Origin of the sequence: Sphingopyxis sp. (assembly GCF_016704835.1) — a bacterium.
Taxonomy (GTDB): Bacteria; Pseudomonadota; Alphaproteobacteria; order Sphingomonadales; family Sphingomonadaceae; genus Sphingopyxis.
In genome coordinates this window covers 650,674-673,044 of sequence record NZ_JADIZJ010000001.1, presented here as the reverse complement: position 1 = coordinate 673,044, position 22,371 = coordinate 650,674, and the positions used below count along the sequence as shown (strand labels likewise).

Sequence of the window (22,371 nt, the reverse complement as noted above, 5' to 3'; positions counted from 1 at the left end):
CTCATCGCAATCGCGTGGTCCAGCGGAAGCCGTCGATACGCCAGCAGCCGGAAGCAATTCCTCCGCGTGTTCTGTTGTTGCCACCCGCCATAGCAGGCGGGGTAACTGAGCCGGTCCACTGCGTCAAATCCGATGCGCGCCGCTTGTTGATCGCTGCAGATTGATGGTAAAGTCTTGCAAGTTGCGGAGAGGCGGCGCGTGGGGCGCCGCGCGATCCGCCGGGGGCAAACGCGCATGACTGCGTCGAACCAAGCGGCTGAAACAGCAAGGAGCGGCGCAAGTGGCCAAGATGGCGCGCCCGCCGTATTCCTGAGCTATAGCCGGGCCGATCAGGCGCGCGCGCGGCCGGTCATCGACGCACTGATCACTTCGGGCTTCACGGTATGGTGGGACGGCATGCTTCGCGGCGGCGAGAATTTCCTGCCGACCACCGAAGCGGCGCTCGAACAGGCGCGTGCCGTGGTCGTGCTGTGGTCGAAGACATCGGTCGATTCCCATTGGGTGCGCGACGAAGCGCAGCGCGGGCGCGAGCGCGGTTGCCTGGTGCCGCTGGCGATCGACGGCAGCCAGGCACCGCTCGGGTTCCGCCAATTTCAGCTTATCGACGTCAGCAGATGGCGCGGCCGGGCCGACGCGCCCGAATTCCAGCCGGTTCTCGACGCGGTAGCTGCCCTTGTCGGGCGCGCGCCGGATCGTCCGGTCGGGCGGAACGCAATGATCGATCGCCGCGCCTTGATCGGCGGCGGCGCGCTGCTTGTCGCCGCCGGAACCGGCCTCGCGGTCTGGCGCAGCGGGTGGCTGTCGGGGCCGGCGACACCTGACGACAGCATCGCGGTGCGACCACTCCAGAACCTCAGCGAGGATCCCGGGCAGGATTATTTCAGTGAGGGTTTGACCGACGAAATCCGGCTGGCGCTGTCGCGCAACGCAAGGCTGCGGGTGCTGGCGCCGACGTCGACGAACAGTGTTCGCGATAGCAAGCTGGGGCCGTCGGAAATTGCCCAAAAGCTGGGGGTTGCCTATCTGCTCGGCGGCAGCGTGCGGCGGTCGGGCGAAGCGCTCAGAATTACCGCCGAGCTGACCGACGGACGGTTGGGGACCAACCTGTGGGCCGACGTGTTCGATCGCAAATTGGCGGACATTTTTGCGCTCCAGAGCGAAATTGCGGGGAAAGTCGCTGGCGCGATGTCGGCGCAGGCCGCTGACGGCGATGCGCGATCGAAACTCGCCGATGCCGCCAAGGTCGGCGGCACACGCAATGGCGCCGCCTATGACGCCTTCCTGCGTGGTCAGGCCTATTACGCATTGCGGTCGGGCGAAGCGGCCTATCGCGCCGCGCTCACCCAATATAGCGCCGCTATCGCCGCCGATCCCCGTTTCGCCCGCGCGCATGCTGCACGCGCGCTGGTGCTCCTCATCCTGACGAGCAGCTACGCGAAAGCTGGTGAACTCAGGACGCAATATGACGATGTCATCGTATCGGCGCGGCGCGCCGTCGAACTGGCGCCCGGGCTCGCGATGGCCCAGGCGATACTGGGTTATTCGCTAGTGCAGGCACGTTTCGACCTGAGCGGGGCGCGGCGGCCGTTCGAACTGGCCAATCGTCTCGGTCAGGGTGACGCGACGGTCTTGACGCTCTACGCCGGTTACCAGACGCAGATGGGCCGTGCCGCAGACGCATTGACTGCGATTAAGCGCGCAGCATCGCTCGACCCGCTGAATGCCGGCGTGCATCGCGGGGTCGGGTGGGTCCAGTATTTCGGCCGCGATTTCGAGTCCGCGATCGATGCCTGCCAGCAGTCGATCGCGATTAACGCCGATGTCGACGATGCCCATGGCATTACCGGCGACTCGCTGTACCAGCAGGGCAAGTTTGCCGAGGCGCTCGCCGCTTATCAAAAAGAGCCCGGCGCGCTGCTTGGGCTAACCGGGTTGGCCGTCGCGTCGCAACGGATGGGCGATGTCGCGGCGGCGCGCGAAGCCCAGGCCAAATTGCAGACGGCGCTCGGCGCCGCTGCGACGTACCAACAGGCTCAAATCGCGGCACAATGGGGCGATGCACACCTTGCGATGGATTTGTTGCAGCAGGCGCGCGCAATCGGCGATAGCGGCATGACCTTGCTGGCGGTCGACCCAATGTTCGACCCGCTGCGAAAGCGCCCCGATTTTATTCATTTGCTAAAGGGTCTGGGCTTCGATTAACTTGAGGGGGTTCTTGAATGAGGGGGCCAATCATGAAGAAACTTCTAGTTTTGACGGCGTTCACTTCGGCATCGATACTGCTTGCCGGCTGCAATTCGGCGCCGAAGGAAGAGGCGCCGGCTGAGCCTGCGGCAACCGAAACCGCTGCGCCCGAAGCGATGGCCGCCCCCGACGCGGCGACCGCCGACGCAGCGGCCACAGACGCGGCGGCTGCGCCAGCAGCAGAAGCAACCGACGGCAGCGACGACACCGAAACCGGCGGCGGCGGTATCAAGCCGGTCGATTCTGGCAAGTAACGCTTCCTATCAATTCAGTCGGCGGTAGGGCCCGCCGACGTCTTGGCGCGCGCAATCCAGTCGCTATATGCTGAAATTCGGGTGTAAACCCCGGGACGGTCGTCATTTTTGTCGCCGCACCCTTTCTTCGCCCACGAAATAATGCCCACTACGATCGGGCGTTTGCCGCGTGGTGCGTAGGCGACGGGACCGCCGCTATCGCCGGGACAGGTCTTGATCCCCGGCGCCCCGGCGCAAAAAACACGCGCGTGAATGCGCGCAATCAGCGCACCGTTGGCCGCGCGGATCGGCCTGTAGTCGGGCTCGGCGGCGCATCGGGACTGATCCCAAAGTTTGAGGTCGAACTTGCGCAAGAACGCGACCGGCAATCCCCCAAGACCCTGGGTCACCCCCCACCCCGTCGCACCGATCGGACCGTTAAGGTCTGCCGTCGGCAGAGCGGCGAGCTTTGCGACGCTGATCCGGGCGGGATCGCGTCGCCGTGGGTCACGCCGAAGATGCAGCAGCGCGATGTCGTAATCATATTTGTTCGTCGGATTGTAGCGGGCGTGGCGGACGAGGCGATCGATGTGCACAGTCATTCCTTCATTGCCGGCGATGTCGGCAACCCCCAGCTGCGCGACGATGCCGACACGGACATAGCTCTGGTTTACGCAATGGGCGGCGGTCAGAACCCAGTCATGATCGATCAGCGTCCCGCCGCAGATATGACGCAGCCGCCAACGTGGGATCGCGGGGTCGTCGATCCCCGGCAGCGTGGCGTTCGTGACCGAGTCAGCATAGCGGATCTGTACCTGGAACGGGGCCTGCTGGATCCCGACGCGATAGCCGCCGCCGCCGATGACACTCGGCGCGCCCGGCTCGACCGTCATCGCCTCGTTCACTCCGCGCGAAAACTGCTCGAATGCCTCGCGCCTGCCACGCTCGCTTTCGGCAGGAAATCGCCCCGAATTATGGACGATGATCGGCACGCGGGCGTCGACCTCGACAATCTCGAGCGCGTCGGGATTGATCATGGGCTCCCTCTCCGCGTCGCTGGCCTCCTCCTCCGGCGGGTCCAAGGCGTCGTTCGATGCCTGCACGGGAGAAGAAAGCTGCGACGTCGCAGCATCCGGCGCGATCGGACCGATCGCAGCCGCCAAGATAAGCGTCATGTGAACCGACACACGCCTTTCCCTCCTTGCCCCACTATTCCGCAGTCGTCCCCCGTGCCTTTTTCGCCCGAGCGATCCAATCGAGATATTGGTCGACGCGCGTATAGACCGCAGGCCGGCTGTCGCTCAGCACGCCGCAGTCGCGTTTGGCCCATGACACCACACCGACGACGCTGACGGGCTTGCCGAATGCGCGGTAAAAGACGGGCCCGCCGCTATCGCCGGGACAGGTGCGGACGCCGCGCGCACCGGCACAAAAAATCCGTCGATGAACCCGCGGCGTTGCAGTTCCGTTCGCCAGTTGCGCTGGCCCAAAATCGGGCAACGCAGCGCATTTTTCAGCCGGAACCAGGGTCATCTCGCCGCGCCGCAAATAGGCGACTGGCAAATTGCCGCGCCCCTGCGTCACCCCCCACCCGGTCGTCTGGAAACCGCCAGCATAGGGATCGGCGGGCATCGCGCCGAGGCTGGCAAGTGCGACCGTCTTGCTCCGGCGCACCTGGCCGGGCTGCGCTAGGTGGAGCAAGGCGATGTCATGGTCGTAGATGTTGCGCGGGTCATAGCGCGCGTGACGGACAACGCGGTCGATGGGCACTGCCACGCCGTCGCCGCCGGAAATATCGGCGACCCCAATTTGGGCGACAATGCCCACCTTGACGTGCGTCGGACCGACGCAATGTGCAGCGGTCAGCACCCACTCGCGATCGATCAGCGTCCCGCCGCAAATGTGGCGCGTCTGCCAGCGCGGCACTGCCACATTGTCGATACCCGGCGCCTGGGCGTTGGTGACCCGGTCGGCGTAACGGATCTGCACCTGAAACGGCACCTGCTCGATCCGCATCGGCTCGCCGTTCCCCACCGGCACAACCGGAAACTCACCTGCCGCGACCCGTGCGGCATTCTCTTCGTCCTGATTGACCTGAAAGGAGAATTCCTCGAACCGCGCGCGCTGTTCGCTTTTGCTTGGTCGGTTCGTCGTCGAGGCAACGAAATCAATGATGGGCTGCGGCGGTGAAGAAGTCTCCCTGCTGGTCAGGCCGAAGACGGGGAGTCCGTCGGGATTGATGGTAGGTTGTTCGCTTGCAGCTGGTTCTCCCAGCGCCGCGACCGGTTGTGCGATCGATCGGGGAGTGGCTGAACGACCGGACATTGACGCCAGCCCTATGGCCAACAATGCCGCCCAATATCTCGGACCCGACATGTCGTTTCCTCCCCACCGGCTTCGAGCCTAGGCCCAATTGGCAAGATTTGAAAGTCGTGGCGCCGACGATCGGCAAATCACAGCGGCCACCTCGAACCTGTAAATAATTCACTAGAAGCAAGGGTTTTACAATTTGGAGCCGTCGCGAACCGCATATTCGGTGCGGCCAAGAATAAGATTGATCGAACGCATGATGATCGAGCGTATCAAATTCGTCGAAAAATGACCGGCTTGCTGCGTAAGTTTGCTTGGTGCGGGCGAGAGGAAGATCGGTCGGCTGGACACCACATGGGGTATTCTGGCGGCCGTCGATGCCCACAGCCTGTCGGCGGAGAGCCGCGCCTTGGGTTCGCCGCTTCCCAGCGTCAGCCGCAAAAGCAAGTGGCGGGCACCGGCCACGGCCCGCCATCCGTGGTTGCATGCGTCGTCAGGAACGCTCGCCGCACCCGCCTATGAATGCAATGCGGCAGCCATGGAGGAATATCGGCCACACCCGCTCAAGGGATGGGGCTCCACAGTTCGAACGCTATCGGCCCTTTGATCGATGACAATGGCAAGCAATAGGCGCGCGTAAGAACTGCCCGCGCCGCCGCATATGCAACCAAAAGGCATCCGGCTGGTTCTATTTCCGACGCCGCACAGCGCGATTTGCGTCCAACAATGATTGAATTTCCGTTGGGTGAGGCCTTCTACTGCGTCATTTTGGAAGGTGTCTGCTTGTGTATGAAGCCCCCCGCCGCATGTTGTTCGATGAAGGCATCGAAGCTGGCCAAGTGCTACTTCCCAATGTCGAAGAGCCAATGCGGCTGGCGCTCGTTGGCGGATTTCTGCCGCGACGTTGCGGGATCGCCACGTTCACAACCGATGTCCATAATTCGCTGAAAGAAGCCTATCCCGAGCTTGCGATCGATGTCTACGCGATGTCGCCAGCGAACGCCCCCAATCAGTCCAATCCGCTGGTGCGCGCTTTCGTGAAAGAGGGCGACGCGAGCAGTTTTATCCATGCCGCGGAACAGATAGAGGCGAGCTGCGCAGATGTTGTGTGGCTCCAACATGAATTCGGGCTGTTCGGCGGCGTGGCGGGCGATATGTTGTTCGAGCTGACCGATCGCATCGCCGCACCGTTGTTCGTCACCCTGCATACCGTGCTGGCGGCGCCCGACGCCGATCAGCGGCGCGTGATGGCCCGGCTGATCGCAAGGGCCAGCAAATTGGTGGTAATGTCCGAGCGTTCGCGCCATTTGTTGCACACCGTATATGGGGCCGATGCTGACCAGGTTGCGCTGATCGCACATGGCGTACCCGACCGCCCGTTCGGCCGGTCGGCGCCTTTCAAAGCCCAATTCGGGTTCGTAGATAAGCAAGTCGTGCTGACCTTCGGCTTGCTGTCGCCCGGCAAGGGAATCGACGCGGTGATCGACGCGCTGCCCGCGATCGTCGCGGCGCATCCCGACGTGCTGTATTGCATCGCTGGCGCGACGCATCCCAACCTTCTGGCGCGTGAGGGCGAGGCCTATCGCGAGCGGCTCCAGGCGCAGGCGGAATCGTTGGGCGTGGCCGCCCATGTCCGCTGGATCAACGCCTTCATGGAAACCGACGAACTGCTGGACCTGCTCGGAGCAGCCGATGTCTATGTCACGCCCTATACCGGCGCCCAGCAGTCGACGTCGGGGACGCTGTCCTATGCGATGGCGCTTGGCAAAGCGGTGGTTTCGACGCCCTATGTGCATGCGGTCGAGTTGCTCGCTGACGATCATGGCGTACTGGTACCGTTCCACGATAGCGCGGCGCTAGGTGTCGCAGTTGCCGATCTGCTGAGCGATCCCCAACGGCAAAGGACACTGCAGCAGCGGGCCTATGCGCGCGGCCGCGACATGATCTGGCCGGTTTTCGCCGCACGGAGTCATCGCCTGATCGAGGAGAGCCGTTTGAAAACCGTGTTCGCCCGCGTGCCCACGGCGATCGGCATCGAAGGATTGCTGCGCATCTGTGACGATACCGGCATATTGCAGCACAGCATCCACAGCATTCCCGACCGCGCGCACGGCTATTGTATCGACGATAATGCTCGCGCGCTGATGCTCATGAACCGCCTTGAGGGCGAGGCTCTGAGCAAGTGCAGGCGATTGCCCGCCATATTCTCGTCCTTCGTCCAGCATGCCTGGAATCCCGCCACTGGAGCGTTCCGCAACTTCATGAGTTTCGAGCGCAACTGGCTCGAAGATGCTGGATCCGAAGACAGCTGCGGCCGGGCGCTATGGGCTATTGGCGCGACGGCACGCGACGCACAGAACATTGGATTGCGTGTTTGGGCGCGAGAATTGTTCGAACGTACCGCGCCTCCAACGCTCGCGTTTCAATCGCCGCGCGCGATTGCCTTTGCCGTCCTGGGCGCCGATTATGTGCTGGGCGCGGATGCGGAGCATGAGCTTGCGATGCAGATTGTCGTGCACGGCGCCGACCGGTTGCTCGCTTTTTATGCCACCATTGCGCGGCCCGACTGGTGCTGGTTCGAAGATGTCCTCGCTTATGACAATGGTCGACTGCCCGAAGCGATGTTGCGCGCGGGCGTACGGCTGGGACGCGCCGATGTCACCGCGTGCGGCATCGACACCCTTCGCTGGATCAATGACCTCCAGACCGCGCCGCGCGGCCATTTTCGTCCGGTGGGTTCCGACAGCTTTGGACAGGCCTATGCATCGCCGCGGCCGTTCGATCAGCAGCCGGTCGAAATCTGGGCGATGATTGATGCCGCATCGGCGGCCTACGACGTGACCGGCGACACGATCTGGCTGGCCCACGCCCGGCGCACTTATGACTGGTTCGCTGGCGGCAACGACCGCAGCGTCGCGGTCGCCGATCCGGTTAGCGGTACCAGCCGCGACGGGATCAATCCCCGCGGGGTCAACCTCAACGAGGGCGCCGAATCTGTGCTGGCGTATCAGCACGCCACTTACGCAATCCGGGACTTTGCCGCCAAAGTCGAGTAGGAACGTCCATGGCTCACCTTGTCCAGCACGAACTGCGGCTTCATGCCGACCCGACCCGCGTCGTTGTGCGGCCGTTTCATCTGGCGTGGCAGGCGTCGGGGCCAGATCTTGAACGCGTGCACCGACTGGCGCGCGAAATTGTTGCGCTCAACCCTCGCACGGTGCGCGCCGAACTCGGCGTCGTGTTGCGCGATTTCGCGGACCGTCACTGGCAAATCGAGAAGGTGTTCGAGGACCGGTTCGACGAGATCGAGAACAAGCTCGGGTTGGACGGCGTTCCGCTCAAGCGCGAAATGCGGCTGTTAATAGGCGCGTACTTCTGCCACGAATATAGCTATGCCGCCGCGGCGCTGATGAACCCCAGCGTCGTGCGCCACCCCGACCAGAGCGGGATGCTTGACGGCAGCATTCGTATCCTGCTGTCGCTGCGCGCGGTCGGCGAGGGGCATATTTCGACGATTGCGTTTCGCGAAGGGATCATCACCCACAATCGCGAAATGACGCTGTTGCCGCAGCCCGCCTTTGCCACTGCTGCGATGCCGGGGCCAGGACCCGAAGACAAGCCCGACGACGTCGTCTCGCTTTATCGTCAGACCGACAGCAGCCTGTCGGGCACCGTCATCTTTCCGATCACCGAGGCACAGCGCAACGGGCTGGAGGACTTGCGGCTCGTCGAGTTCAAGCGCGACAGCGGCAAGAGCGAATGGATCGGAACCTATACCGCCTACAGCGGCCGCGACATCCAATCAGAATTGCTACGTACGCGTGATTTCAAGGATTTCACGCTGACGCCGATCAAGGGCGGCGCAGGGCGCAACAAGGGCATGGCGCTGTTCCCGCGCAAAATCGACGGTCAGTTTCACATGATCGGGCGCCAAGACGGCAAGAATCTTTATCTGCTGCGCTCCGATACCATCGACCACTGGTCGGGCGGCGACTTGCTGCTGGAGCCGCAGTTTCCCTGGGAGCTGATCCAGATCGGAAATTGCGGCGCGCCGATCGAACTTGATGAGGGCTGGCTGGTACTGACCCACGGGGTCGGCGCGATGCGCAAATATGCGATCGGCGCGGCTTTGCTCGACAAGGACAACCCCTCGAAGGTGCTCGGTCGCACGGCCAACCCGATCCTGTCGGCGGCCGACGAGGACCGCGAAGGTTACGTCCCCAATGTTGTGTATACTTGCGGCGCGATCAGGGTCGGCGACGATATCTTCCTGCCATATGGCGTCGCCGACAGTTCGGTGTGTTTTGCCTTCGTCGCGATCTCGGAGATTTTGGCTGCGATGGCGTAGTGTTTGCAGATTTCGAGCGATCGTCGTCGATTTCCGGTGTTTCAGGAAAACGAAACCAGCGACCGGTCGTTAGCGAAAGGTCCACACCTCCTCCGAAGTTGGGCAGATCGGTAGCGCTGTTTGTGGCGATGGCGGCCGGCGCTGGTAAATCCACGAGCGCCTTCGCATGCGTAGCCAGGTCAATCTTTTCCAGCACAGCCTACCGGTCGCGGCCGCAATAGCGCGCGGCCTGCGATGACACCTGTTGCTTGGCCGTCATCGAGCGCGAGAGCTCCGTTGATGAACAGGCTCTGGACCCCGACGCTGAGTTCGCGCGGGCGCACATAATCGGCGCGCGGCGCATATCCAGTTGGATCAAGAACGACCACGTCGGCGAAGTAACCTGGACGCAAATAGCCGCGCCGGTCGAGTTTGTAGATGTCGGCGGTGCGGCCGGTGGATTGGCGAATGAACGTCCGCAGGCTGATGACCTTGCGTTCGCGGACATAGCGCAGATATTTTTCGGGGAAGGTCGCGAACATGCGCGGATGGCCGTCAGACCCGTCGGATGATGTCACCATCCACGGCTGCTGCATCAACAGGTCGACGTCGGCCTGCGCCATGTTGAACGACGCGACCGCGGTACCGCCGCCTTTCTGTCCGCGGCTTTTTGCCTCGAGGCTATGGCGGATGATGCGCAGCGCCGCGTCGCGGCTATCCAGTTTCCATTCGTCCGCGACTTGCGCCAGCGTCTTGCCGGTCCACGGAAAGCCCTGTGCGATCAGCAACAACGCGCCCGCGCCGCCGCGCCGCCGCATATTGTCCTGCATCTCGGCACGGATCCGTGCCAGCGTGGCGGGTTCGTCCAGCCGTTTCAGCAATGCCTCGCCGCCGCCATCGACCGCCCAGCGCGGCAACAGCGATGCGTCGAGGTTCGATCCCGACGCCAGCCAGGGATATTGGTCGGCAGTCACCTCGACGCCCGCGGCCCGCGCCGCATCGATTGCGGCGATTACTGCGGCCGCCTGGCCGTGGACATCGACCCCGAGAGCTTTCAGATGTGCGAAATGCACCGGCATTTCTGCCTGCTTGCCGATATCGATCGCTTCATTCACCGATCCGAGTAAGCCGATGCTGTAGCTCGATTCATCGCGCTGGTGAGTGTCGTAGATCCCGCCGCGGATCGCCGCCTCGCGCGCGACAGCCACGACTTCGGCGGTCGTGGCGAAACTTTGCGGCGCGTAGAAAAGTCCTGTGGACAGCCCGACGGCGCCTTCGCACATGCCTTTGGCCACCAGCGCCTTCATTGCGTCAAGCTCTCCTGGAGTCGGCGGGCGCGCATCCTGATCCAGTACCCGTTGCCGCACCGGGCCAAAACCCACGAAGGGCACGATATTGGTGCCGATCCCCGACGCCGCCAGCTTGCTGCTATCTGCCGCGACGTCGGGCGTGCCGTTGCCATCGACCCCAATCATCACGGTGCTCACCCCTTGGTGCAGCCAGGCAGCGTTGATCCTCACCGCTTTGTCGGGGGAGCGCAAGAAGCTGTCGGCATGGGTGTGCGGATCGATGAAGCCGGGCGCGACGATCATGCCTTTGGCGTCGATGACGCGCGCCGCCGAATGGGTTCCGGGGCGGCCGACATGGACAATTTTGTCACCCCGGATCGCGACATCGCCCACGAACGGCTTGCCCTCGCCCCCGTCGTAGATCGTACCGCCGCGGATGATCACGTCGACTACCTCGTCCGTCCGCGCCGCCGCGCCGGACGCGTAAAGCAGCGTTGCGGCGATGGAAAACAAGCCGATCGTGCGGCAAGCCGAGCGCGAAGCAGGCGGTGAGGGCATCAGCTGATCCTTTCGGGGGATGGTGGCGAATGGCTTTGACCGCGCGGTGCCAATCGGCGTGTTCCGACACCGAGCATGTCCCGAACAGCATTGCGCGTCCAGCAAGGGGTGTTGCAGCGCCTATAACCCAATGGCATAAGAGCAAACCGGCGCCAATGTTCGCCTGAGTGATGGGCAAACATCGGCTCGATAACCGCAACTTGGGACGAAGACCGGATGAACCTGCGCCAGATCGAGATTTTTCATGCGGTTTTCCTGCATGGCACGGTCAGCGCCGCCGCGCGATCGCTCAACGTGTCGCAGCCGTCGGTGACGAAGGTGCTGCGCCACGCCGAACGCTCGATCGGACTGACCCTGTTCGAGCGCGCGAAGGGCCGGCTGATCCCGACGCAGGACGCCCACACGCTGTTCGCCGAAGTATCCGACATTCAGGATCGGGTGCGGTCGCTGCGCCAAGCCTGCCAGAATTTGCGCCACGGGCGCGGTGGCTTGCTGCGGATCTCGGCGCTTCCCTCGCTGGGCCTGGGCGCGATTCCTGCGGCGGTGGCGCGATTTTTGGCCGATCATGAAGATATCATGTTCGACCTGCAGACGCTCCACCACGACGAAATGGTACGCAAGCTTTACGAGCATGAAACCGACATCGCGATTAGTTTCGAAGTGCCGCTGTCGGCTCCGGTCGCGCATCAGGTGATCGGTGAGGGCGAGCTGGTGGTGATCTACCGCGAAGAGGATATGCCCGCCGCGCCGCCGCGCCTGCATCTCGACGAGCTGCGCGGGCAAAAATTCATCAGCCCGGTGCAGAGCGGGCCCATTGGCCGGATGCTGTCGAGCGAGCTCAGTCGACTCGAGGTCGAACTCGACGAGGTGGTCTCAGCGCGCACCTATTATGTCGCGGCAGCGCTGGTGAGCGCGGGAGTCGGCATGGCGATCGTCGACAATTTCACCGCGCACGCCGCGCTCCCACCCGGCCTCGCCAGCCGACCGTTGCAGCCTGCGATCACGTTCGACATCAACGCGGTCTATTTACAGAATCGACCCCTGTCGCGAACGGCGGCGGACTTCCTGATGGTGCTCGCAACCGTGATCGAGGGACTATAGCGTCAAGCTATAGGATATGGGGCGCTGGATATTGGGGCCGGGCGACGGGTGGGGTTAAAGTCGGCGCCGTCATCGTCCCGCAGGTTGCCCCGAGCCATGATTGAAACGCCCTATCTTCTCTACCTTGGCCATTCCGGCGACCCGGCCGATATCAAAACCTCGCGGGGGCTCGCCGTGTTCCGGCCCGATATCTGCGTCGGCGAATATCGCCACGATGATTGCCCGCTGACCCTCGACCTGCCGCGGATGGATTTCGCTGCCGCGCATGCGGCTGGGGCGCGGACGTTGGTGCTGGGGATCGCCAATGCCGGCGGCAAGCTGGGCGAGGATCTGGTCCTCGACGCGCTGGCGGCGATGGAGGCCGGACTCGACGTGGCGTCGGGGTTGCACCACCGGCTGAACGCCGAGCCGCGCCTGATCGCCGCCGCCGCGCGGATGGGCCGCCAGCTTCACGATGTGCGCGACCCACGGCCCGATATTCCGATCGGCAACGGCAAGAAGCGCGCGGGCAATCGGTTGCTGACCGTCGGCACCGATTGTTCGGTCGGCAAGATGTACACAACGCTCTGCCTCGCCAGCGCGCTGGAAAAACGCGGCGTCGCCGCCGACTTCCGCGCCACCGGCCAGACCGGTATCCTGATCGCCGGGGACGGCGTCCCGCTTGATGCCGTGGTTGCTGACTTCATTTCGGGCGCGATCGAACAGGTGTCGCCCGCGCGCGGCGATGGCGGCTGGGATCTGATCGAAGGTCAGGGCTCGCTCTATCACCCGTCGTTCGCTGGGGTCTCGATGGGTCTGCTGCACGGCGCGCAGCCCGACGCGCTCGTCCTGTGCCACGATCCGGTACGGCCGCATATGCGCGGCCTGCCGCATTATCAGTTGCCCGGGATTGCTGAAACGCTCGATGCCAACCTGCGCGCGGCGCGGCTGACCAATGCCGATGTGCGCTTCGTCGGGATCGCGCTCAACACTTCGGCGATGGCCGAGGATGAAGCACGCGCGCTGTGCGCAGCGACCGAGGCCGAATTCGGTCTGCCGACCAGCGATCCCTATCGATTTGGGGTGGCAAAAATTCTCGACCGGCTGCTGGGCGGCGACGTCCATTCGCCTGCCGTCGCCGTAACCGCCTGACCGGTCGGCGATGCCCCGCACCCTGACCGTCTTTGCCGAGACGTTCCCGCTGCACGCGCCCTTTCGTATCTCGCGCGGGGTCAAGACTACCGCCGAGGTTGTCACCGTGACCATTGGACAGGGCGGCATGACAGGTCGTGGTGAAGGCGTTCCCTATCCCCGCTATGGCGAGAGTATCGACAGCGCAATCGCGGCGATCGAGGCCATGCGCGGCGCGCTCGAACAGGGACTGGGCCGGCAAGATCTGCTCCAGTGCATGCCCGCCTCTGCGGCGCGCAACGCGATCGATTGCGCGCTGTGGGATCTCGAATTAAAATTGGCGGGGAGCGATTTCGCGTCGGCGCTCGATCTGGGGCGGCCGCTGCGCCCGATCGTCACCGCGATGACGATCAGCCTCGACACCGCTGACAATATGGCGCGCGCGGCCGCCGCGCTCGCCGACGCGCCGCTGCTCAAGGTCAAGGTCGACCGCAGCGACCCCGCTACGTTGCTCGCCGCGGTTCGCGTCGCGGCGCCGCACCCGCGGATGATCGTCGATCCCAACGAAAGCTGGACGATCGACGAAGTGCGCGATCTGCAGGGGTTGATGACCGACCTTCGCGTTGACCTGCTCGAACAGCCGCTGCCCGCCGACGCCGATGACGATCTCGTCAGCTTCCGCTCGGCGATCCCGATTGCTGCCGATGAATCGGTGCATGTCGCCGCCGATCTGGGCGCCTTGCCCGACGGCTATGGGGTCGTGAATATCAAGCTCGACAAGAGCGGCGGGCTGACTGCAGCGCTCGAACTGGCGGAGGCGGCGCGCGCGCGTGGGTTGGGCGTGATGACCGGCTGCATGATCTGTTCATCGCTGTCGATCGCCCCAGCGTGGGCGATTGCCGCGAACAGTGCCTTCGCCGACCTTGACGGACCGCTCTGGCTTGCCGAGGATCGCGCGGGCGGGGTAAGCGGCGCAAGGGGCGTGCTCTCGCCGCCGCAGCCCGGATTTTGGGGCGGGATTTGATACGAACGGGGCAAATGGGCCGATGACAGCATTTTTTCGCGGCTGGTTTGCAGTGCCGTTGTGGCAGCGGGTCCTGGGCGCCATGCTGATCGGCGTGCTGCTGGGCCTGTTCTGGCCCGCGGCGACGTCCGCCATTGCCTTCATCGGCGAATTGTTCGTTCGGCTGATTCGCATGCTGGTTGTCCCCATCGTGTTCATCAGCATCGCGTCGGGGGTGACCGCGCTCGCCGACCCGCGCAAGCTGGGATCGGTCGGGGCGCGCACGGTCGGGCTGTTTGCGGCAACCACTTTCTGCGCGGTGTCGATCGGCATGGCGGTCGGTCTGCTGCTCGAACCTGGCAATGGCGCCGCGCTTGGAACGGCCGCCCCGCACGCGTTGGGTGAGGCCAAATCGCTCCACGATCAGCTGATGGGTATCGTCCCGGTCAATATCGTCCAGGCGCTGGTCGACGGCGATATGCTGGCAATTATCTTCTTTTCGATGATGCTCGGCTTCGGGGTTATCCTGGCGGGCGAACAAGGCCGCCCCATGGCCAACTTGCTGCAATCGGCCGGACAGGCGCTGTTCCATCTGGTGCGCATCGTGATGGAGATGACGCCTTTTGGCGTCCTCGCGCTGATCGCCAAGGCGGTGGCCGACAATGGTGTCGCGGTATTCGCCAACATCGGCTGGCTGGCGGTCGCGGTCGTGGCCGGGGTCATTCTGCAGATCTTGCTCGTCCACCTGCCGCTCATCGCCTTTGTCGCGCGGCAGCCGATCCGCCGATTCTACCGGACGATCATCGACGCGCTGGCGATCGCCTTTTCGACCGCATCGTCGGCAGCGACGTTGCCCGTCGCGTTGCGCATCGCGCTCGACGACCTGCGGATCGCCCCCGGGGTGGCCAAGACTGTGCTGCCGATCGGCGCCAGCATCGGCAAGGACGGCACCGCGATGTATGTCGGGCTGCTCAGTATTTTCAGCCTGCAAGCCGTGGGTGTAACTCCCGACCTGCCGATGCTGGCGATCATTATGCTGACCGGCGCGCTCGCCGCGTTCGGCACCGCGCCGATCCCGTCGGCCTCGCTGTTCATGCTCGCCGCGGTCCTCGCATCGGTCGGAATTTCGCCCGAACAGACCGCGCTTATCGTCGGTTTCATCCTGCCGTTTGACCGCTTGCTCGACATGACCCGCACGGTGGCGAGCGCCAGCGCCAACCTGACCGTCACGACGGTCGTCGCGCGCTGGGAGAAGGCGATCGAGCCTGAGGCGGACGGCGTCAAGGCGACCGTGTGAGCGCGGTCGCGATCGAGCCCAATGTCCTGATGGGGGAGCTGCCTGCCCGGCCATCGCCGCGGCGCTTGCTCGGCCTCTATCTGCTGCTCGGCTTTGCCGCCGGGTTGCCGTTCTACATGTTCAACGCGGTGCTGACGCTGCGCCTGTCGCGGCACGGCGTCGATATTGTGATCATCGGTTTCTTCGCCTGGATCGCCTTGCTCCCGACCTTCAAATTTGCCTGGGCGCCGCTGATCGAGCGATACGACGTGCCGGGCTTTGCGCGCTTCTGGGGGCGACGGCGCGGGTGGATCATGTTGTCGCAGCTCGGCATTTTTACCTCGATGGTCGCGATGGCCTTCACCTCCAGCGATGAAAGCCTGCCGCTGACCGCGCTGTTCGCGATCCTGCTCGCCTTCTGGACCACGACGCTCGAGGTTGCCGCCGACGGCTGGCGCATCGAACTGGCGCCGACGCAGGCCGAACAGGCGCCGATCGTCGCCGCCAATCTGTGGGGCTATCGCAGCGCGATGGTCGCGGCGGGCAGCGGCGCCGTACTGGTCGCGGCATGGGCCGACTGGACCTGGGCCTATCTGGTCATCGCCGTCGCCGCCTTCGCACCCTTTCCCATTCTCGCCGCGATGCGGCCCGAACAGGACGGCGACAGCGGTCGCGCGCGTGCGCTGGTCGCGGGGATCGCCGCGAGCCTGCTGATCCTGCTGACCGTTGCGCTCGCCACCACGGCGATCGGCTGGGTGTTGCTGTCGGCGGTGCAGGGCGCGGGATTTTCGCCCAAGACCAATGTGACCCCGATCGTTCTCGCCGTCGCGCTGCTCCCTTTTGCGGCACTCGCCATCGCGCTGCCGCGCATTCGCCGACTGCCTGCGGACGCGCTCGCCAATATATCAACCTTTGCCGTACCCTATGTCGAGCTTTTCTGGCGCTATGGCACTGCGGTGCTGGCGGTACTCGCCTTTGTTTCGCTCTATCGCATGGGCGACGTGCTCACCCTGACCCTGTCCCATCCGCTGTGGAATGACAGGGGTTATACTCTCGAGCAAATAGGTGTCGCCGACGGCGTCGTCGCGCTGTCCGCCAGCATGGTGGGGGTCGCGCTCGGCGGCTGGCTGACGACGCGGCTGCCGCTGGTGTGGCCGCTTGCGATTGGCGCGGTGACCGCGGCGGCGGGCAACTGGATCTATGTGTGGCTGTGGCACAACGAACCGTCGGCCTTTGTCCTTTATACCTCGGTCGCGGTCGATCAGTTCGGCAATGGGTTCGCCGGCGCTGTCTTCGTCGTCTATCTCTCGATGCTGGTCAGCCCGAAATATCCAGGCGCGCAATATGCGTTGCTGTCGGGCTTCGCCTTCCTGCTCCCGCGCCTGCTCGCGGGTGCTTCGGGGTCGATGCAGACGCAGATTGGTTATGACGGCTTTTTCCTGCTGTCCGGTGCGCTAAGCTTCGCGGCGATCTTCTTGTTGCCGGTGGTCGCGCGAGTGAAAGGGCGCGGCGCGCCATGACAATCGAGGCGATTTGCGAAGCGGGGTTCGCGCCCGCGCTGGCTGCGGTCGAAAACGGCCGCATCCCCGGCGCTGCACTCGGCGTGGTCAGCCTCGATGGCGAGAGCGCGGTGCGCTTCGCGGGCGTGGCCGCGCTCGTCCCCGAACGCGAAGAGCTGACCCGCACCCACTGGTTCGACCTCGCCTCGCTCAGCAAGGTGATCGCCTCCACCACGATGATCCTCAAACTGGCGCAGCAGGGCCGCCTCGGCCTCGACCGGCCGCTGACCGACGCGATTCCCGATCTGCGCCAATATGATGTCGCGAACGCCGCCGAACGCCGCCTGACTTTTCGCGACTGCCTGATGCATCGGACCTTCCTGCCCGCGGTCGAGCCGATCTATAGCTATGGCGACGATCCCGCGCGGCTGCGCGCGCTCGTGCTGCAGCGCGAATGGCGCCACGGACCACCGGTCTATTCGGACATCAATTTCATCCTGCTCGGCATTGCGATCGAGCGCCTGACCGGCGCACCGCTGTCGGACTGGCCACTCGGCGAAGGGCTGAGCTTCGGTCCGCCCCCAGGTCCGGCGGTTGCGACCGAGGATTGCAGTTGGCGCGGGCGGGTGATGAAGGGCGAGGTGCATGACGAAAATGCCTTCGCGCTCGGCGGTGCGCCGGGTCATGCCGGGCTTTTCGGGACCGTCGACGGCGTGCTGGGTTTTGCGCGCGCGCTGATGACGGGCGAAGTCCTGTCACCCGCGATGATGGGCGAAATCCGCACCGCGGACGAACGCCACCGCACCTGCGGCTGGGAGCGCGCCTTTGCCGGCTGGCACGGCGGCGACGCCTGCTCGCCCGATACCATCGGGCATACCGGGTTCACCGGCACCGGTCTCTGGATCGATTTCGATCGCGGCCTTGCCTGGGCCTTGCTTACCAACCGGGTCCATCCGACCCGCCATTTCGATAGCGGCATCGCGGCTCTCCGCCCCGCTGTCGGCAAACAGCTTATCAATGCATGGGATGCACGGGAGACATCATGAAAACCTCGATCAAACATCTCGCCTCGGTCTTTACGCTGACGCTGCTCCTCGCCCCGGCCCACGCCCGCGCGCCCGCCGATCCCGCGCCCGCGCCGCTGTTAACGACCGTCGAGCAGAAACTGGCCGAAGCCCCGGCAGGCTCACGGTTCGGGGTGCTCGTTACGACGCTCGAAGGCGAAATCCTGGTCTCGATCGCGCCCGACCAGCGCTTCATCCCCGCGTCGAACACCAAGATGTTCACCACCGCGATCGGCTATGCCCAGCTGGCCGCGCTTCAACAGGCGGCAAAAGGCACCGGCGTCCGGCTCGAAACAAGCACCGCCGGTGCCACCGACGTCATCCTCCACGGCCGCGGCGATCCGCTCCTTTCGAGCGCCGAGGACTGCAAGACCGACTGCCTGCAAACGCTCGCCGACGCGGTCGCCGCCAAGACGCGGCGCGTCCGCAACATCGTCGGCGACGACCGCTGGCTCCCCGACGAGCGCTGGAGCCCGGGGATGAGCTGGAACAATATCGTCTCGCGTTATGGCACCGGCAATTCGGCGCTGACACTTGATGACAACGAGCTGGTGGTGAAGCTGGCGCCGGGCGCCCTCGGGGCCGCACCGACGATCCAGACATCGGGCTATTACAGCATTGAAAACCGGGTCACGACCGCCGCGGGCAAGGAGGAAGCAATCGAGGCCGATCGCATGCCGAACAGCCGCGTGATTCGTCTGACCGGCACGGTCGGCGCCGACGTCGCGCCACTGACCTTGCGCTATGGCATCGACGATCCGGCGCATTATGCCGCGTGGCGCCTCGGCGAATTGCTGAAGGCGCGCGGGGTGAAGGTCGATGGTGCGGTTGGAGTCCGCCACCGGCCGCTGACCGCCGCGGATGACCCAGAGAACCGCAAGGGCGCCCCCGCAACCCTGCCGACCGAACCCGCGATGCTCGCCGAGCTGCCCGCGCCGCCGCTCGCCGAAAATATGGTGCGGATCAACAAGGAGAGCCAGAATCTCCACAGCGAATTGATGCTGCGCCGCGTCGCGCGGCACGCAGGCAGCGGCTCGATCGCCGATGGGCAGGCGGTGGTGCGGCAGCTGATGACGCAGGCGGGCGTGGCTGAAACCAGCTACGACTTTTCCGACGGGTCGGGCATGTCGAGCTACAACCGTATCTCACCGCGCGCCGCCGTCGGCCTGCTCAGCTGGATCGCCCGCCAGCCGTGGAGCATGGCGTGGCGCGGCACGCTACCGATTGCGGGGCGCGACGGCACGTTGCAGAACCGCTTCAAGGGCACGCTGCTCGAGGGTAAATTGTTCGCCAAGACCGGGTCGCTCGACGCATCGCGCGCATTGTCGGGGTATCTCACGACGCGCAGCGGGCGGACGCTGATCTTTTCGGTGCTGGCCAACGACATGCCCGCGGATACCGACAGCCAGGCCACCGCCGCGGTAGACCGCGCGCTGGTAGCGATTGCCGAGGCGCTATAAACGCGAGGCGCTTGGCTTGTTCCGTTCGTGTCGAGCGAAGTTGAGACACCCGTCGGGACGGCGCTGGTTCGAGGGGCATCTCGACTTCGCTCGATGCGAACGGAAGAGGGTGTGGACGGAAACGATGCACCGCGCCCGCGACGCCATCAATCCGTCGCAGGCGCCAGCACCAACCGCCCCGCCGCATGCCGGTCCACCGCCGCCTTGCTGAACCAGAGCGGCTGCATCGCCCCCGCCAGCCACTTGGGATAAAAGTCGCGATAGCGCGGTGAGCGCGGATCGGCGGACTGGCCGGGCAGCAGCAGGAAACGGCTGTTGTCCCACGCACCGACATCGGCGACGAACAAATAGCTGGCGCCATGCGACACGTTGAAACCGCGCCGCGAATTGAAGCCGCGCGCCATCGGGGTGGTGCCATCGCCCCCCGAGCGGCCACCCTCAATCTTGGGAAAGGCGGCGGCAATCGCCGGTATCGACGACGCCAACGGATGCGCAATCGTCACCCGGTGCAGGTCGCCCCACTGCCATTTGGCCGGATCGACGCCGCCCAGTTCGACCGCCTTGGTCCACCCCGCCACCAACGCGCGGTCGATCAATGCATCGCGCGCTGCGGCAGGATCATCGCCCAGCCGCTGGTCGGGCGCGCCAAGAATGCGCAACATTTCGGACAGGTTGACCGTCGGGATCAGATCCTTCGCCGCCGCCGGGACCACCCGGTCGCGGAAGTCCGCCGACAACGCCACCATCACCATCTCGAACAGCAGCGCCGCCGCGCTGTCGGCCTCGATCCCGCAATCCCAGCGTCGCAGCATGGCCGCGGCCGGAGCCGCTTCGGCGGAAAGAGACGCGGGAAGCAGCTTCAACAAGGCCCGCGCCGGCAGCGACTGGACGTCGTGTTGCAGCGCGATGCTGTCTTCGATCCGGTGCTTCGGCTGGCTGCGCAGCACCTCGGCGCAGCGGTCGTAGCGATAGGGATCGCTCCAGTTGAAGCTGATGATCCGCTCGCGATAGGGATAGCCCGCCGGCAGGTTCATCTGATTTGCCGACGCGAACCAGCCTTCGGGGGGGTTATAGACGTGTGGCATATCTTTTATGGGGAGCAGGCCGGTCCAGTCGAAATCTCCGTCGCCCGGCGCCGGGAACAGCCCGTCATGCTTCGGACGCCGCGGGGTAAAGCCGATCGTCTGCCAGCCGGTATTGCCGTCAATGTCGGCGTAATGAAGATTGGTCGGCGACACATGCAGCTTGAAGGCCTGTTGCAGCGACGCCCAGTCGGTGGCCAGATTGATCGCGATGATCGCGAAGCGCATATTGGCGCCCGGCAGCATGCTGACTGTAGCCAGTGCGACGGCGCGGCTGCGCGCCGCGTCCTCCGACACGATCGGGCGGCCATCAGCATAGCGCAGCGTCACACGTTCGGGCGGCCCGCCCTTGACGATGATCTCGTCCTCGAACGTCTCTAACGCGCGCCACTTGCCCTTGTGCCAATATTGGTTGGCGTCACCCGCCTTGGTGCGCAGGATGAACAGGTCGGTCTGATCGATGTGGAAATTGGTGCGGCCAAAGGCAAAACGGTCGGTATGCCCCTGCATGATCCCCGGCAGTCCCGGCGCGCCGGCGCCGATGACGTCGAGTCCGGGCGCCGTCATATGGATCATGTGGCGCGGGCTGGCGCCGCCGATGCCGAGGTGCGGATCATTGGCAAGGATCGGCCGCCCGGTCGCACTGCGCGATGGCGAAATGGTCCACGCATTGCTGCCCAGCGCGAAACGGTCGCCCTCGGGCTCGGGGCTGATCGACACCTCCTGGATCGCATCGAATGGCACCGGACGAGCGGCGGGGTCCAATATGCCCAGATCGGCTTCGCTGACCGCGGCGACGTCGAGCCCTTCGGGGACGGTAAACGACCAGGCGGGGCGCAGCGGCGCTGCCAGCTGTTCGGCATCGAGCAGGCCGCGCGCCTGCAGCTGCGCGCGGCGCACCTCGTCGTCGGCGTCGCCCATGCCGAGGCCGCGGCGGCGCACCAGATCGGGGATGTTCCAGCGGAGCGGGCTGATCCCCATAATGCCATATTCCAGCGGCAGCTGCGTCGGATCGGCCGCCAGTTCGTCGATCCGCGCGTTCACTCCGGCGACATAGCCGCGCGCGCATTCCAGCACGTCGGGCGGGATCGCCGCGAGCTCGGCGTCGATATCGCCGCGAAAGTGAAACAGCCGCGCTGCCTTGTCCGCCGCAACAAAGCGCGGTCCAAAAGCTTCGGCCATGCGCCCCATGTCGCGGCGATAGTCGATGTCCATCGCGAACAGGCGGTCACGCGCGACCAGATAGCCTTGCCCGAAAAACGCATCGTGCTTTGAAGCCGCGCGCACATGCGGCACGCCCAGTTCGTCTTCGATGATCTCGATCGGCGCTCTTGCGCCAGCCAGATTGACCGTCCGTGTACCGCCCTTGACCCGGGGTTTCGCCAAAAGGCTGCCCGGCATCGCGACAAGCGCGGCCGAAGCCAGCAGGAACGCGCGGCGCTGGATCAACAAAACTTCCCCGATACGTTATACGGATGACGAAGCATGAGCCTATCGCAGCATGGCGTCGGTATCCCATAGCAAGCGGGCCGCCGCCTATAACTGCAAGCTATCCGCAGCTGCGCCAAGGCTGAGCAAATGCCATGCCCTGCGGCTATAGGTCCATATCGTCAGGGTCAGCGCGAAGCGGTTGACCGCCCGTAACCACCCTGTAACCTCCCCGCCACGGAACTGACTGTTTGCGCGCCGCAAGCGCAGCGACAGTCGGGCCGCAACGGTCGAAAGCCACAAAAACATAAAATGGCGGTACGCAATAGCCGCCGGGCGGTCAGGTAGGACATAGTGGGGGCGAGCCAGCCTGGTGCATCGGCACCG

General features: G+C 64.7%; 16 protein-coding genes. 11 read left to right on the top strand and 5 right to left on the bottom strand.

Translation table 11 applies throughout. The annotated features are described in order from the left end of the window. The first annotated feature begins 234 nt into the window (after nucleotides 1–234). Together IPF76_RS03340 and IPF76_RS03335 are read left to right on the top strand one after the other, a co-directional pair. On the top strand, nucleotides 235–2,202 hold the full coding sequence (locus IPF76_RS03340) for a TIR domain-containing protein (RefSeq protein ID WP_293839617.1): 1,968 nt from the start codon (nucleotides 235–237) through the stop codon (nucleotides 2,200–2,202). A gap of 32 nt (nucleotides 2,203–2,234) precedes the next feature. Beyond that, on the top strand, nucleotides 2,235–2,498 hold the full coding sequence (locus tag IPF76_RS03335; protein WP_293839614.1) for a hypothetical protein: 264 nt from the start codon (nucleotides 2,235–2,237) through the stop codon (nucleotides 2,496–2,498). 14 nt (nucleotides 2,499–2,512) lie between these two features. Here IPF76_RS03335 and IPF76_RS03330 read toward each other — a convergent pair whose 3' ends face one another. The 3 genes from IPF76_RS03330 to IPF76_RS03320 form a co-directional block, all read right to left on the bottom strand. Further along, nucleotides 2,513–3,514 (bottom strand): serine protease, encoded by a 1,002-nt coding sequence (locus tag IPF76_RS03330; protein WP_293839611.1) that lies wholly within the window; start codon nucleotides 3,512–3,514, stop codon nucleotides 2,513–2,515. 172 nt (nucleotides 3,515–3,686) lie between these two features. Next, nucleotides 3,687–4,802 carry a serine protease gene (locus IPF76_RS03325; RefSeq protein WP_293839608.1) on the bottom strand — a complete coding sequence of 372 codons (1,116 nt, stop codon included), beginning with the start codon at nucleotides 4,800–4,802 and terminating at the stop codon, nucleotides 3,687–3,689. Between the two features lie 177 nt (nucleotides 4,803–4,979). Beyond that, nucleotides 4,980–5,252: a hypothetical protein gene (locus IPF76_RS03320; protein ID WP_293839605.1), complete on the bottom strand. Its 273-nt coding sequence runs from the start codon at nucleotides 5,250–5,252 to the stop codon at nucleotides 4,980–4,982. A gap of 320 nt (nucleotides 5,253–5,572) precedes the next feature. On the opposite strand from IPF76_RS03320, the gene IPF76_RS03315 reads away from it, so the two are divergent. Both IPF76_RS03315 and IPF76_RS03310 read left to right on the top strand, forming a co-directional pair. Further along, nucleotides 5,573–7,843 (top strand): glycosyltransferase family 4 protein, encoded by a 2,271-nt coding sequence (locus IPF76_RS03315; RefSeq protein WP_293839602.1) that lies wholly within the window; start codon nucleotides 5,573–5,575, stop codon nucleotides 7,841–7,843. Between the two features lie 8 nt (nucleotides 7,844–7,851). Then, entirely contained in the window at nucleotides 7,852–9,135 is a 1,284-nt protein-coding gene (locus IPF76_RS03310) for a glycoside hydrolase family 130 protein (RefSeq protein ID WP_293839600.1), read from the top strand. A 179-nt stretch (nucleotides 9,136–9,314) separates the two neighbouring features. On the opposite strand, the gene IPF76_RS03305 is transcribed toward IPF76_RS03310, so the two are convergent. Continuing rightward, nucleotides 9,315–10,961: an amidohydrolase family protein gene (locus IPF76_RS03305; protein WP_293839597.1), complete on the bottom strand. Its 1,647-nt coding sequence runs from the start codon at nucleotides 10,959–10,961 to the stop codon at nucleotides 9,315–9,317. Nucleotides 10,962–11,177: 216 nt separating this feature from the next. On the opposite strand from IPF76_RS03305, the gene IPF76_RS03300 reads away from it, so the two are divergent. The 7 genes from IPF76_RS03300 (at nucleotide 11,178) to dacB (ending at nucleotide 19,474) form a co-directional block, all read left to right on the top strand. Continuing rightward, the gene (locus tag IPF76_RS03300; RefSeq protein ID WP_293839594.1) at nucleotides 11,178–12,062 is read left to right on the top strand and encodes a LysR family transcriptional regulator; all 885 of its coding nucleotides are present in this window, start codon (nucleotides 11,178–11,180) and stop codon (nucleotides 12,060–12,062) included. A gap of 96 nt (nucleotides 12,063–12,158) precedes the next feature. Continuing rightward, on the top strand, nucleotides 12,159–13,193 hold the full coding sequence (gene dgcN / locus IPF76_RS03295; protein ID WP_293839591.1) for an N-acetyltransferase DgcN: 1,035 nt from the start codon (nucleotides 12,159–12,161) through the stop codon (nucleotides 13,191–13,193). 10 nt (nucleotides 13,194–13,203) lie between these two features. Further along, a complete protein-coding gene (gene dgcA / locus IPF76_RS03290) occupies nucleotides 13,204–14,196 on the top strand; it encodes an N-acetyl-D-Glu racemase DgcA (RefSeq protein ID WP_293839588.1) in 993 nt (330 codons plus the stop codon). Nucleotides 14,197–14,218: 22 nt separating this feature from the next. Beyond that, nucleotides 14,219–15,472 (top strand): dicarboxylate/amino acid:cation symporter, encoded by a 1,254-nt coding sequence (locus tag IPF76_RS03285; RefSeq protein WP_293839586.1) that lies wholly within the window; start codon nucleotides 14,219–14,221, stop codon nucleotides 15,470–15,472. Beyond that, nucleotides 15,469–16,971: a permease gene (locus tag IPF76_RS03280; protein WP_293839583.1), complete on the top strand. Its 1,503-nt coding sequence runs from the start codon at nucleotides 15,469–15,471 to the stop codon at nucleotides 16,969–16,971. Before IPF76_RS03285 ends, IPF76_RS03280 begins: the two co-directional genes overlap by 4 nt. Further along, entirely contained in the window at nucleotides 16,968–17,996 is a 1,029-nt protein-coding gene (locus IPF76_RS03275) for a serine hydrolase (RefSeq protein WP_293839580.1), read from the top strand. The genes IPF76_RS03280 and IPF76_RS03275 overlap by 4 nt, the downstream gene beginning before the upstream one ends. Beyond that, nucleotides 17,993–19,474: a D-alanyl-D-alanine carboxypeptidase/D-alanyl-D-alanine-endopeptidase gene (gene dacB / locus IPF76_RS03270; protein WP_293839577.1), complete on the top strand. Its 1,482-nt coding sequence runs from the start codon at nucleotides 17,993–17,995 to the stop codon at nucleotides 19,472–19,474. Before IPF76_RS03275 ends, dacB begins: the two co-directional genes overlap by 4 nt. Nucleotides 19,475–19,620: 146 nt before the next feature. On the opposite strand, the gene IPF76_RS03265 is transcribed toward dacB, so the two are convergent. Then, complete coding sequence (locus IPF76_RS03265; protein ID WP_293839574.1) at nucleotides 19,621–22,005, bottom strand: penicillin acylase family protein; 2,385 nt, start codon at nucleotides 22,003–22,005, stop codon at nucleotides 19,621–19,623. Between the last annotated feature and the right edge of the window lie 366 nt (nucleotides 22,006–22,371).

Coding starts and splice junctions, on each gene's coding strand:
- IPF76_RS03275 (WP_293839580.1), top strand. CDS start 16,968: ATGACAATCGAGGCGATTTGCGAAGCGGGGTTCGCGCCCGCGCTGGCT.
- dgcN (WP_293839591.1), top strand. CDS start 12,159: ATGATTGAAACGCCCTATCTTCTCTACCTTGGCCATTCCGGCGACCCG.
- IPF76_RS03330 (WP_293839611.1), bottom strand. CDS start 3,514: ATGATCAATCCCGACGCGCTCGAGATTGTCGAGGTCGACGCCCGCGTG.
- IPF76_RS03310 (WP_293839600.1), top strand. CDS start 7,852: ATGGCTCACCTTGTCCAGCACGAACTGCGGCTTCATGCCGACCCGACC.
- IPF76_RS03325 (WP_293839608.1), bottom strand. CDS start 4,802: ATGTCCGGTCGTTCAGCCACTCCCCGATCGATCGCACAACCGGTCGCG.
- IPF76_RS03300 (WP_293839594.1), top strand. CDS start 11,178: ATGAACCTGCGCCAGATCGAGATTTTTCATGCGGTTTTCCTGCATGGC.
- dacB (WP_293839577.1), top strand. CDS start 17,993: ATGAAAACCTCGATCAAACATCTCGCCTCGGTCTTTACGCTGACGCTG.
- IPF76_RS03285 (WP_293839586.1), top strand. CDS start 14,219: ATGACAGCATTTTTTCGCGGCTGGTTTGCAGTGCCGTTGTGGCAGCGG.
- IPF76_RS03305 (WP_293839597.1), bottom strand. CDS start 10,961: ATGCCCTCACCGCCTGCTTCGCGCTCGGCTTGCCGCACGATCGGCTTG.
- dgcA (WP_293839588.1), top strand. CDS start 13,204: ATGCCCCGCACCCTGACCGTCTTTGCCGAGACGTTCCCGCTGCACGCG.
- IPF76_RS03340 (WP_293839617.1), top strand. CDS start 235: ATGACTGCGTCGAACCAAGCGGCTGAAACAGCAAGGAGCGGCGCAAGT.
- IPF76_RS03335 (WP_293839614.1), top strand. CDS start 2,235: ATGAAGAAACTTCTAGTTTTGACGGCGTTCACTTCGGCATCGATACTG.